The organism is Paraburkholderia flagellata, from assembly GCF_021390645.1.
GTDB classification, from domain to species: Bacteria; Pseudomonadota; Gammaproteobacteria; order Burkholderiales; family Burkholderiaceae; genus Paraburkholderia; species Paraburkholderia flagellata.
The window spans coordinates 1,685,955-1,698,116 of sequence record NZ_JAJEJT010000001.1 but is presented as its reverse complement, the minus strand read 5'-3'; the positions used below and the strand labels follow the sequence as shown (position 1 = coordinate 1,698,116).

12 protein-coding genes are annotated in these 12,162 nt (G+C 65.8%); 10 read left to right on the top strand and 2 right to left on the bottom strand.

Translation table 11 applies throughout. The features are described 5' to 3' along the window. Window positions 1–19: 19 nt before the first annotated feature. From L0U83_RS07435 to phaR, 3 genes are all read left to right on the top strand, one after another. A complete protein-coding gene (locus L0U83_RS07435; protein WP_233881613.1) occupies window positions 20–1,201 on the top strand; it encodes an acetyl-CoA C-acetyltransferase in 1,182 nt (393 codons plus the stop codon). Window positions 1,202–1,347: 146 nt separating this feature from the next. Further along, on the top strand, window positions 1,348–2,088 hold the full coding sequence (locus L0U83_RS07430; protein ID WP_233881612.1) for a 3-ketoacyl-ACP reductase: 741 nt from the start codon (window positions 1,348–1,350) through the stop codon (window positions 2,086–2,088). 149 nt (window positions 2,089–2,237) lie between these two features. Beyond that, the gene (gene phaR / locus L0U83_RS07425) at window positions 2,238–2,843 is read left to right on the top strand and encodes a polyhydroxyalkanoate synthesis repressor PhaR (RefSeq protein WP_233881611.1); all 606 of its coding nucleotides are present in this window, start codon (window positions 2,238–2,240) and stop codon (window positions 2,841–2,843) included. A 65-nt stretch (window positions 2,844–2,908) separates the two neighbouring features. Here phaR and L0U83_RS07420 read toward each other — a convergent pair whose 3' ends face one another. Further along, window positions 2,909–3,223, bottom strand: coding sequence for a hypothetical protein (locus L0U83_RS07420; RefSeq protein WP_233881610.1), 315 nt, complete (start codon window positions 3,221–3,223; stop codon window positions 2,909–2,911). Between the two features lie 192 nt (window positions 3,224–3,415). On the opposite strand from L0U83_RS07420, the gene rimO reads away from it, so the two are divergent. The 5 genes from rimO (at window position 3,416) to L0U83_RS07395 (ending at window position 8,891) form a co-directional block, all read left to right on the top strand. After that, window positions 3,416–4,753 carry a 30S ribosomal protein S12 methylthiotransferase RimO gene (gene rimO / locus L0U83_RS07415; RefSeq protein ID WP_201696933.1) on the top strand — a complete coding sequence of 446 codons (1,338 nt, stop codon included), beginning with the start codon at window positions 3,416–3,418 and terminating at the stop codon, window positions 4,751–4,753. A gap of 5 nt (window positions 4,754–4,758) precedes the next feature. Then, window positions 4,759–5,709 (top strand): sugar kinase, encoded by a 951-nt coding sequence (locus L0U83_RS07410; RefSeq protein ID WP_233881609.1) that lies wholly within the window; start codon window positions 4,759–4,761, stop codon window positions 5,707–5,709. Between the two features lie 37 nt (window positions 5,710–5,746). After that, window positions 5,747–6,931 carry a beta-ketothiolase BktB gene (gene bktB / locus L0U83_RS07405; RefSeq protein ID WP_233881608.1) on the top strand — a complete coding sequence of 395 codons (1,185 nt, stop codon included), beginning with the start codon at window positions 5,747–5,749 and terminating at the stop codon, window positions 6,929–6,931. Between the two features lie 45 nt (window positions 6,932–6,976). Beyond that, entirely contained in the window at window positions 6,977–7,588 is a 612-nt protein-coding gene (locus L0U83_RS07400; protein WP_233881607.1) for a hypothetical protein, read from the top strand. A gap of 97 nt (window positions 7,589–7,685) precedes the next feature. Further along, the gene (locus L0U83_RS07395) at window positions 7,686–8,891 is read left to right on the top strand and encodes a cystathionine beta-lyase (protein ID WP_233881606.1); all 1,206 of its coding nucleotides are present in this window, start codon (window positions 7,686–7,688) and stop codon (window positions 8,889–8,891) included. 81 nt (window positions 8,892–8,972) lie between these two features. On the opposite strand, the gene serB is transcribed toward L0U83_RS07395, so the two are convergent. Further along, entirely contained in the window at window positions 8,973–9,812 is an 840-nt protein-coding gene (serB, locus tag L0U83_RS07390) for a phosphoserine phosphatase SerB (RefSeq protein ID WP_233881605.1), read from the bottom strand. A 474-nt stretch (window positions 9,813–10,286) separates the two neighbouring features. On the opposite strand from serB, the gene ligD reads away from it, so the two are divergent. Both ligD and L0U83_RS07380 read left to right on the top strand, forming a co-directional pair. Then, on the top strand, window positions 10,287–11,225 hold the full coding sequence (gene ligD / locus L0U83_RS07385) for a non-homologous end-joining DNA ligase (RefSeq protein ID WP_233881604.1): 939 nt from the start codon (window positions 10,287–10,289) through the stop codon (window positions 11,223–11,225). A 319-nt stretch (window positions 11,226–11,544) separates the two neighbouring features. Then, window positions 11,545–12,114, top strand: coding sequence for a DUF6013 family protein (locus tag L0U83_RS07380; protein ID WP_233881603.1), 570 nt, complete (start codon window positions 11,545–11,547; stop codon window positions 12,112–12,114). Window positions 12,115–12,162 lie beyond the last annotated feature (48 nt).

Here is a 12,162-nt window from a genome sequence, read left to right as displayed (position 1 = left end):
CCGCCCGGAGGATCTGGAAATGACTGACATTGTGATCGTTTCGGCCGCACGTACGGCAGTAGGCAAATTCGGCGGTTCGCTCGCTAAGGTGGCGGCGCCTGACCTGGGTGCGATCGTCATCAAGGCCGCGCTCGAGCGCGCGGGCGTGAAGCCCGAGCAGGTGAGCGACGTGATCATGGGTCAGGTGCTGACCGCTGGTTCGGGCCAGAACGTGGCGCGCCAGGCATCGATCAAGGCGGGCCTGCCGACGGCCGTTCCCGCCATGACGATCAACAAGGTGTGCGGCTCGGGCCTGAAGGCCGTGATGCTGGCCGCGAACGCGATCATCGCGGGCGATTCGGACATCGTCGTCGCCGGCGGTCAGGAAAACATGAGCGCCGCACCGCACGTGCTGCCGGGCTCGCGCGACGGCTTTCGCATGGGCGATGCGAAGCTCATCGACAGCATGATCGTCGACGGCCTGTGGGACGTATACAACCAGTACCACATGGGCGTGACGGCGGAAAACGTCGCGAAGGAATACGGCATCACGCGCGAGGAGCAGGATGCGTTTGCGGCGCTCTCGCAGAACAAGGCCGAGGCTGCGCAGAAGGCAGGCCGCTTCGACGCGGAAATCGTGCCGGTGGCGATTCCCCAGCGCAAGGGTGAGCCGCTGCAGTTCGCGACCGACGAATTCGTGCGCCATGGCGTGACGGCCGAATCGCTCGCGGGTCTGAAGCCGGCGTTCAACAAGGAAGGCACGGTGACGGCGGCCAACGCCTCGGGCCTCAATGACGGCGCGGCAGCGGTCGTGGTGATGTCGGCGAAGAAGGCCGAGGCGCTGGGCCTGAAGCCGCTCGCGCGCATCAAGGCGTACGCAAGCGGCGGCGTGGATCCGAAAATCATGGGCATGGGTCCGGTGCCGGCTTCGAAGCGCGCGTTGGAGCGCGCGGGCTGGTCGGTGAACGACCTCGATCTCATGGAGATCAACGAGGCATTTGCCGCGCAGGCGCTGGCTGTGAACAAGCAGATGGGCTGGGACACGTCGAAGATCAACGTGAACGGCGGCGCAATTGCGATCGGTCACCCGATCGGCGCGTCGGGCTGCCGGATTCTCGTGACGCTGCTGCACGAAATGCAGCGCCGCGATGCGAAGCGTGGTCTCGCCTCGCTGTGCATCGGCGGCGGCATGGGTGTGGCGCTCGCGCTCGAGCGTGCTTGATTTCGCTTGATGCGACTGCTGGGGCGCGCCGCTAGCGGTCCGCCCCGGCGGCTCGACAGACGCGAGGCGCTGGTGGTGGCAGCGGGAAGGAGCGAGGCCAGGGCCGTCGAACGGCGCGCCCGGAGAACGATAATGGAGTGTGGTTTATGTCAGAGCGTATTGCGTATGTAACGGGCGGGATGGGCGGCATCGGGACCGGCATTTGCCAGCGTCTCGCCAAGCAGGGCTTCACGGTGGTCGCCGGCTGCGGCCCGAATTCGCCGCGCCGCGTGAAGTGGCTGGAAGACCAGAAGGCGCTCGGTTTCGACTTCGTGGCCTCGGAAGGCAACGTGGGCGATTGGGATTCGACGCGCCAGGCGTTCGACAAGGTCAAGGCCGAGGTCGGTGAAATCGACGTGCTCGTGAACAACGCTGGCATCACGCGCGACGTGGTGTTCCGCAAGATGACGCGCGAAGACTGGACGGCCGTGATCGACACCAACCTCACGAGCCTCTTCAACGTCACGAAGCAGGTGATCGACGGCATGGTCGAGCGCGGCTGGGGCCGCATCATCAATATCTCGTCGGTGAACGGCCAGAAGGGTCAGTTCGGCCAGACCAACTATTCCACCGCCAAGGCCGGCATTCACGGCTTCACCATGGCGTTGGCTCAGGAAGTGGCGACCAAGGGCGTGACGGTCAACACCGTTTCGCCGGGCTATATCGGCACGGACATGGTGAAATCCATCCGTCCCGACGTGCTGGAAAAGATCGTCGCGACGATTCCCGTGCGCCGTCTCGGCGCGCCCGAGGAAATCGCGTCGATCGTGGCGTGGCTCGCGTCCGACGAGTCAGGCTTTGCAACCGGTGCTGACTTCTCGCTGAATGGCGGGTTGCACATGGGCTGATCCCAAGCGCTGCGCGCCTGCAAGGAGCGCGCGAAGCTGGGATCGAGGACGGCAGCGGACCTGTTTGCACACCGGGGCAGGCCGTTTCCGGGCTAGACCAACGCGCGACGGCAGCGGCCGCCGCGCGTTGGCGCTAACAAGGGCGACACATGACGACTACAAAGAAAACCGCCGAACGTCTCATCAAGAAGTATCCGAATCGTCGGCTGTACGACACGGAGACGAGCACGTACATCACGTTGACGGACGTGAAGCAACTCGTGCTGGAGCAGGAAGAGTTCAAGGTCATCGACGCGAAGACCAACGAGGATCTGACGCGCAGCATCCTGCTGCAGATCATTCTCGAGGAGGAAAGCGGCGGGCTGCCGATGTTCTCGTCGTCGATGCTGTCGCAGATCATCCGTTTCTACGGTCATGCGATGCAGGGCATGATGGGCACCTACCTGGAAAAGAACATCCAGGCGTTCATCGACATCCAGAACAAGCTCGCGGACCAGTCGAAGAGCCTTTACGAAGGCAACGCGATGAACCCCGAGGTCTGGTCGCAGTTCATGAACATGCAGGCGCCGATGATGCAGGGCATGATGACGAGCTACATCGAGCAGTCGAAGAACATGTTCGTGCAGATGCAGGAGCAAATGCAGAACCAGGCGAAGAACATGTTCAGCACCTTTCCGTTCAAGCCCGTGACGCCGGGCGGCGCGGCGGCGCCGGCGCAGGGCGCGCCCGAGGGCGGCGAGGAAGAGAAGAAGTAAGCGGCGCGGCGCACACGGCGGGTGGTGCGCCTACGAGTTGCGGCGCGCCGTGGCGACGCGTTGCCTCACGGCGCGACCCATTGCGGGGCGCCGTCTTCAGGCGCTTTGCGAGAGTCCGGCCGTTGCACGCGCGAGCGCGGCGACGGCGGTTTGCCACGCGTGACACGCACCGCGCCGGCTTTCATCTGACGCACCGACTTCAGCATATTGGCCTGCAACGGGTCCATTGTCTTTTCAATATTTTCGCTCTCCGCGTTTTCGCTCTCCGCGCAGCCGGCAGATGGATGCGCTTGATCGTGCGCAAGGTGCAGCGAGCGAAAACTATCCCGACGCTCCGTCGGCAGGCGAGCGATAGCTGAACGAAGTTTGATCCTGTCCATATTCCATCCGACCCCGACGCATGCGGGCGCACACCCACCATGCTGCGCCGCACGATACGCCAAACGGGTAAAATGGCGGATTGGCTTGACCCTCGCGCGGCGCAACGAATGCCCTGCGCCCCACATCCGGACGTACACGTGAAAAACCCTGTTGAATCAACGACCTCCCGCAATCCTGCTCCGCGCGTCGGGATGGTTTCCCTCGGCTGCCCGAAGGCGCTTGTCGACTCGGAGCAGATCATTACCCAGCTGCGCGCCGAAGGTTATGAAATCTCGGGGTCTTACGACGGCGCGGATCTCGTGGTCGTCAACACGTGCGGCTTCATCGACGAAGCAGTGCAGGAGAGCCTGGATGCCATCGGCGAAGCGCTCTCCGAAAACGGCAAGGTGATCGTGACCGGGTGTCTCGGCAAGAAGGCAAGCGCGAGCGGCTCGAACCTGATCGAAGAAGTGCATCCGAAGGTGCTCGCCGTGACGGGCCCGCACGCGGTGGGCGAGGTCATGCAGGCCGTGCACAGCCACCTGCCCAAGCCGCACGATCCGTTCGTTGATCTCGTGCCGGCCGCCGGCATCAAGCTCACGCCGCGTCATTACGCGTACCTGAAGATCTCGGAAGGCTGCAATCACCGCTGCACGTTCTGCATCATCCCGTCGATGCGCGGCGACCTCGTGTCGCGCCCGGTCGCCGAGGTCATGCTGGAAGCCGAGAACCTCTTCAAGTCCGGCGTGAAGGAGCTGCTCGTGATCTCGCAGGACACGAGCGCTTACGGCGTGGACGTGAAGTACCGCACCGGTTTCTGGAATGGCAAGCCAATCAAGACGCGCATGACCGACCTCGTCGCCGCGCTGGGCGAACTGGCTGCGCAATACGGCGCGTGGGTGCGCCTGCACTACGTCTACCCGTATCCGAGCGTGGACGAAGTGATCCCGATGATGGCCGAAGGTCCGTTCAAGGGCCACGTGCTGCCGTACCTCGACGTGCCGTTCCAGCACGCGCATCCTGAAGTCCTCAAGCGCATGAAGCGCCCCGCGAATGCGGAGAAGGTCATGGAGCGCGTGAAGGCATGGCGCGAGATGTGCCCCGATCTCACGATCCGCAGCACGTTCATTGCGGGCTTCCCTGGCGAGACCGAAGAGCAATTCGAAACGCTGCTCGACTTCATCCGCGAGGCCGAACTCGACCGCGTGGGCTGTTTCGCCTATTCGCCGGTTGAAGGCGCAACGGCGAACGAACTCGACGGCGCATTGCCCGACGAGGTGCGCGAGGCGCGCCGCGCGCGCTTCATGGAAGTGGCGGAGCAGGTGTCGGCCAAGCGTATTCAGCGCAAGGTCGGCAAGACGCTCAAGGTGCTGATCGACGAGATCAACGCGGACGGCGGCATTGGCCGCACCGCGGCGGACGCGCCCGAGATCGACGGTGTGGTCTATGTCGCGCCCGCGACCAAGGCGTCGAAGCGTTACAAGGTCGGCGATTTCGTTTCGGTGAAGATCACCGGCGCGGACGGCCACGATCTCTGGGGCGAGGTCTGACCGGCATGCCGAGTGTCGCCCCGCAAGTCCTCGCTTATGGCGAGGCCATGGTCGAGTTCAACCAGGCGTCGAAAGACCGTCCCGAGTATTTGCAGGGCTTTGGCGGCGACACGTCGAACTTCGCCATTGCCGCGGCTCGCCAGGGCGCCCGCACGGGCTTCGTCTCGGCTGTTGGCGACGATCAATTCGGGCGCCTCCTGACTGACCTGTGGATGCGCGAAGGCGTCGATATCGCGACGGTGCATGTGGACGCCACGGCGCCCACCGGTGTCTACTTCGTCTCGCATGGCCCGAGCGGTCATGCCTTCGACTATCTGCGCAAGGGTTCGGCCGCTAGCCGTTACTCGCCGCGCGATCTGCCGCTCGACACCATTGCGGCTGCGCGTGTGCTGCATCTGTCTGGCATCAGCGTGGCGATCAGCGACAGCGCCTGCGACGCGGCGTTCGCCGCCGTCGAGCACGCGCGCGCCAACGGCGTGCGCGTGAGCTTCGACACCAATCTGCGCCTGAAACTGTGGCCGCTCGCGCGGGCGCGCGCCGTGATGAACGAGGTGCTGCGCCTCACCGATATCTGCCTGCCTAGCTGGGACGACGTGGCGGTGCTCACGGGCCTCGAAGACCGCGACGCGATCATCGATTACCTGCTCGCGCGCGGCGCTCGTGTGGTTGCGCTCAAGCTGGGCAAGGACGGCGCCTACGTCGCCACGCCCGACGAGCGTCGCGTCGCGCCGGGCCACGTGGTCGCGGCCGTGGACGCCACGGGCGCGGGCGACTGCTTTGGCGGCGCATTCGTCGCGCGGCTCGCGGCCGGCGACGATCCGTTCGCGGCTGCGCGCTATGCGAACGCGGCCGCCGCGCTTTCGACGCTGGGTTTTGGCGCCGTTGCTCCAATCCCTTATCGGGAGGACGTCGAGCGATTGCTCGCCGATCGGCCCCAGGGCGAAGCGCGTCAATAACAAGATTCATCCAATCAGGAAGACGAGGAGCAAGACTATGGAACGCGAAGTAGTGGTGGCAAGCGGTGTGCGCACGGCAATCGGCGACTTTGGCGGCAGCCTGAAGGACTTCTCTCCGACGGATCTCGGCGCACGCGTGGTGCGCGAGGTGCTTTCGCGCGCGAACGTCGATGGCGACGCAGTGGGTCACGTGGTGTTCGGCAATGTCGTGCACACGGAGCCCAAGGACATGTACCTCGCGCGCGTGGCCGCGATCAACGGCGGCGTCGCGCAGCACGCGCCGGCGCTGACCGTGAACCGCCTGTGCGGCTCGGGCCTGCAGGCGATCGTCTCGGCCGCGCAAACCATTCTGCTCGGCGACGCCGACATCGCGATCGGTGGCGGCGCGGAAAACATGAGCCGCGCGCCGTACTCGATGCCGGCCGCACGGTTTGGCCAGCGCATGGGCGACACGCAACTCGTCGACATGATGATCGGCGCGCTGCACGACCCGTTCCAGACGATCCACATGGGCGTGACGGCGGAAAACGTCGCGAAGAAGTTCGGCATCACGCGCGAGGCGCAGGACGCGCTTGCGCTCGAATCGCACCTCCGCGCTGAGCGCGCGCTCGCCGAAGGCCGCTTCAAGGATCAGATCCTGCCTGTCGCGATCAAGTCGAAGAAAGGCGAAGTGCTGTTCGACGCCGACGAGCACGTGCGCCACGGCGCCACGCTGGAGGACTTCTCGAAGCTCAAGGCGGTGTTCGCGAAGGAAAATGGCACGGTCACGGCGGGCAACGCGTCGGGCATCAACGACGCGGCGGCCGCCGTGCTGCTGATGAGCGCCGACGCCGCTCGCGCGCGCGGCGTGAAGCCGCTCGCGCGCCTCGTCTCGTATGCGCATGCGGGCGTCGATCCGGCGTACATGGGCATCGGCCCGGTGCCGGCCACGCAAAAGGCGCTCGAGCGCGCCGGCCTGAAAGTCAGCGACCTCGACGTGATCGAGGCCAACGAAGCCTTCGCGGCGCAGGCCTGTGCGGTTTCGCAGGAGCTCGGGCTCGACCCAGCCAAGGTCAATCCGAACGGTTCGGGCATCTCGCTCGGTCACCCGATCGGCGCGACCGGCGCACTCATTACAGTGAAGGCGCTTTACGAACTGCTGCGTATCGGCGGGCGCTACGCGCTCGTGACGATGTGCATCGGCGGCGGCCAGGGCATTGCGGCAATCTTCGAGCGCATCTGATACGCGCCGCGTCCCGCCAACTGTGCAAGTGAGGGAAGGATTCAGATGGAAGTTGTGATGCAAGCACAGCGGCGGCCGTGCGCGGCCGCCCGACGGGGCAGCGCCATCAAGGCGCGCGGCTGGATCGTGGCCATTGCCGCGGCTGCGGCGGCAATGGTCCTCGCGCTGCCGCTCGCGGCGAACGCGCAGAACGCCAGCGCGCCGCCGCCGGTCAAATCCGCGCTCAAGCCGAACCCCGAGTTCGCGAAGCTGCCGCAGTACGTCGGCACGCTTGGCAAGCGTCAGATCGTCATGCGCCTTGGCGCCAAAGCCGGTGACGACGACCCGACTGGCGTGCATGGCGAATATCAGTTCACGGACACAGGCGAGGTGGTCCTGATCGCGGGCGACCGCTCGGACGCCACGCTCGAAGCCGAGGACTCGAACGACGGCACGCATATCAGTGGCAACTGGGTGGGCACCTTCGCCGAAGACGGCTCGCTTTCGGGCGACCGCATGGATCCGGATGACTCTCACCCGGTACCCTTTGATCTGAAGCCGCTTGCGGCGGGGTCCGCGGCTGCGGCCGTGTCGACCGGCGCGGCGAGCGCGCCCGTGTCGACTCAGAACGGCGCTCACGCCGTGAACGGCGTGAGCAATCTCGTGATCGGGCAATAAGCGCCGTTGCGGGTGTTACTCTTCGCTATGCGGCGTTGCGCGCGCCACTGCGCAAGCCGCGCGCCGCACCTCGCGCCTCAACCGAATTCGTTCCGACATGACCAAATCCGACTCCAGCCGCGCGTTGCAGACGCGCATCATTCACCCGCAAGACGACCTCACGCCCGGCTTCGAATCGTTTGCCGCGCCGGTCACGCGGGCTTCGACCGTGGTGTTTCCCGACCTCGCTTCAGTGCGCGCGCTCGACTGGCGCAACGATGCGCAATGGCGCTACGGCCTGCACGCCACGCCCACTTCGGCCATGCTGCAAAAGCGCATCGCCGAGATTGAGGGCGGCGCGCATGCGCTGCTGCAACCCTCGGGCCTCTCTGCCATCTCAAACGTCTACTTCGGACTGCTGAAGTCAGGCGACGACGTGCTGATCCCCGATAACGTCTATTCGCCGAACCGCGATCATGGCGACTGGCTCGCACGCGATTTTGGCCTCACGGTGCGCTACTACGATCCGATGATCGGTGCGGGCATCGCCGAGCTGATCCAGCCGAATACGAAGCTGATCTGGCTGGAAGCGCCCGGCTCTGTGACGATGGAAGTGCCCGACGTGCGCGCGATCACCGCGGTGGCGCGCGCACGCAACGTGGTGACGGCTATCGACAACACGTGGTCGGCAGGCCTCGCCTTCAAGCCGTTCGAGCACGGCATCGACATTTCGGTGCAGGCGCTCACCAAGTATCAGTCGGGTGGCAGCGACGTGCTGATGGGCGCGACCATCACCGCCGATCGCGATCTCTACCTCAAGCTCAAGGCCGCGCGCATGCGGCTTGGCATTGGCGTTTCAGTCGACGACTGCTCGCTCGTGCTGCGCGCATTGCCGAGCATGAAGGCGCGCTTCGAGGCGCACGATCGCACCGCGCTCGCGCTCGCGGGCTGGCTCAAGACTCGCCCCGAAATCGCGGCGATGCTGCACCCGGCGTTCGAAGACTGCCCGGGCCACGAGTTCTACAAGCGCGACTTCACGGGCGCGGGCGGCCTCTTTTCCGTGGTGTTCGACGAGCGCTACAGTGCTGCGCAGATCGACACGTTCTGCGAGTCGCTCGAACTCTTCGCGTTGGGCTGGAGCTGGGGCGGGGCGCATAGCCTCGCCATGCCGTACGACGTCGGTTCGATGCGCACGGCAGCGAGCTGGCCGCATCGCGGCACGCTGGTGCGCTTCTACATCGGTCTCGAAGAAGAGGCCGATCTGCGCGCCGATATCGAGCGCGCACTCGCAAGGCTTGCGGAAAAAGCAAGTACGCCTGAATAATCCGCGCAATGCAACAACGGCCGCCCGCGTCCACAAGGACACGAGCGGCTGTTGGCTTATGCAACCGCCGCGAACGCCGGATCAGAACAGACGCAGCAGGCCGTCGAGCCCGACGAAGTTGAACGCGACGCTCGCAGCCTCCCGCACCACCGGTTTCGCGCGGAACGCGACCGACAAACCCGCCACGCCCATCATCTTGAGGTCGTTCGAGCCGTCGCCCATCGCGATTGCGCGGCTTGGCTCGATGCCGATCCGCGCACAGGTTTCGGCGAGCGTGCGCGCCTTCACGTCGGCGTTGACGATCTCGCCCATCACGCGGCCCGTGAGCTTCCCGTCGACGATTTCGAGCGTGTTCGCGTGCGTGTAGTCGAGCCCAAGACGCGCCTTCAGACGCTCGGTGAAGAAAGTGAAGCCGCCGGAAACGAGCAGCGTTTTCAGGCCCGCGGCCTTTGCGCCCGCGAGCATCTGTTCGGCGCCCGGCGAGAGCTGCAGGCGTTCCTCATACACACGCTCCAAGGCGCTCGCGTCTAGCCCCTTGAGGAGCGCCACGCGGCGCGTAAGGCTTTCGTTGAAGTCCTTGATCTCGCCGCGCATCGAGGCTTCGGTAATCGCCGCGACCTCGGCCTTGAGTCCGCAGAAGTCTGCGATTTCGTCGATGCATTCGATCGTGATGAGCGTCGAGTCCATGTCCATCGCCACGAGGCCGAAATCGGCCAGTGCAGGGCCGGCTTCGACGAACGCGTAGTCGAGCTGGTGTGTGCCGCAGTAGACCTCGAGGTCCGCGCGCTGGGCCGGCTCGGCATTCTCGATGCGGACCGCGTGGGCGTCGATCGGCGTGAGGCGGCTGCCGCGGGCGAGGCCGAGGAGCGGCTTGTGGTGGACGGTGTCGAGCGGGGCGGGACTCTGGATGACGAGGTTCATGGCAGGACGGGCAAAGCCGACGCACAGCGTCGTCGGATCGTTCGGATGAAAAAGGGCGCAGTCGCGCGTGTAAGAGCCTGAATTGCGCCCTGCAGTGCGCGGCAAAGCCCGACATTGTAACTTCCCGCTGATCGCAGCGGTCGCGCGCCACTTTCGTCGCGCTTGCGCACATGACGGATGTTTCCCCGTTTTTGGCGTGCGCTTGCGATCACCTTGCAGCGACGAAAGCGTCCATTCGAGGCACAATGAAAGCTCGTGCGGCGGTCAGAACGGGGGCGGCCGCCGCGTGCCGTCAACCGAACGTGTCGCGACCCGCGTCGCGCGACGCGTCATGTGCGCCAAGGCGCCAGGGGAACCGGTATGCAGGACGCTCGCAAGGCCCCAACCAGGTCATCTGCCCGAACACCGCGCGGCGGGCGGGCCTCGACATCGGACGCTAGCGCGCCGGCCACGCCTGCCGCGTCCGTGCACCGCTTGCCTCGAACCGCACGGCGCCGGCGCGACGATGCCGCCGAAAGCGAAATCGACGGTATACGCATTACGAGTGCCAGGCGCGTCATCGATGCGGACAGCGGCACGCACAAACTCGAACTCGTGCGCTACTACGAGCGCGCCGCGCGCTGGATCCTGCCGCATCTGCGCGATCGCCCGGTGTCGCTCGTGCGCGCACCGCGCGGCTTGAGCGGCGAGATGTTCTTCCAGCGCCACAGCGCACGCGCGCCGCTGCCCGAACTCACCGAACACGAAGGGCTCGACCCGGGCCATCCGCCGCTGCTCACGATCGATACGGCCAGAGCGCTGGTGAGTGCCGCGCAGATGGACGTCATCGAGTTGCACACCTGGAACGTCAGCGTCCACGACATCGAGCGGCCCGATCGGGTCGTCTTCGACCTCGATCCCGATCCGGCGCTGGGCTGGGACCGCGTGATCGAGGCGGCGCAGTCCACGCGCAAGCTACTTGCGGAACTCGGGCTCGAATCGTTTTGCAAAACGAGTGGCGGCAAGGGGCTCCATATCGTCGTGCCGCTCACGCCGCAGGCGGGCTGGGATGACACGAAGGCGTTCGCGCGTGCGGTTGCGCAGCATCTGGCCTCGGTCTGGCCCACGCAGATCACGGCGACCATGGGCTCCGAGCACCGCAAGAAGAAGATCTTCATCGACTATCTGCGCAATGCGCGCGGCGCGAGTACGGCGCTCGCGTATGGCGTGCGGGCGCGCCCGGGCATGGGCGTGTCTGTGCCGATCGGCTGGAACGAACTGGAGGCGACGACGGGTGGCGCGCAATGGACACTTGCGACCATCGACGCGCGCTTCGCCCAGATCGAACAGGCTGATCCCTGGGCGGCCTACGCAGGCGTGCGCCAGAAGTTGACAGCGGAGCTGACGCTGGGCCTTGAAGCAACCGGCAAGTAGCGGCAAGCCGCGGCGCAGTGAGCGTGAGCCCGTCTCGCGCGCCGCGTATGCACGACGGGTCGTCGATGCGGACGAAGCCCGGCGCCTCACCGCGCGCTGTCGTACGGCAAGCAAATTGCTCGCGATGACAAGCAGGATAAAACCTGGTCCGTTCGATGCGTGCGCTCGGCGCAAGGCAGCGCGCAGCGCGCTAGACTGGTAACAGATCATCCGCCGCACGGGAGCGGAGCGTCGTACCCGGCTTTTCGCGGCCCGCCGCGTTCGTTGCGTACGCCGCTTTTCGCTCGCGGGCGCGGCCGTTCCCCCCAGGAGGTGACGCATGCCTTGCCGCAGCTCCCGCCATACTCGCCGCCGCCGCGCGGTGCTCATCCAGTTTGTCCTGGCCGCTTCCTGCGTCATCGCGCTACCCGCGCTCGCGGCCACGCCGATCACGGTCACCTCGAAGGCGGCAACCGACGGGCCGATCCGCTACACGGTACGGGTCGCGTCGAAGTCGTTCGGCGACGCTCAGGAGACCCGCACGCTGCGCTCGGGCGACACCGACGACTTCACGTGGCGTACCACGCCCCCGGGCGGTGCGGTCGCGACGCCGCAAGGCTGCCCGGACTACGCCTCGTTGCCGCTCGACGCGAATGGCGCGATGGTCAGGCAGACCCAGGTTCGTCTTGCGCCAATCGTTGCGAGCAACGGCACGGCCACCGTGCAGGTGAGCTTCCGCGCACAGGCGCCGCACGGCACGCAGACGGTGTCGAGCAATGGTGCATCGCTCACGTGTCCTGCTGTGGTCGCGCATAGCGAGGTCGCGCATCTCACGATGCCCACGAATGGCACCGCGAAGACGCTCAAGCTCAGCGATGGGACGCAGATCACGATCTCGGCGCAGCGCTAAAAGGCGTCGTGAACGGGATGGCTGGCGTAGCGTGTAACGCACGCGACG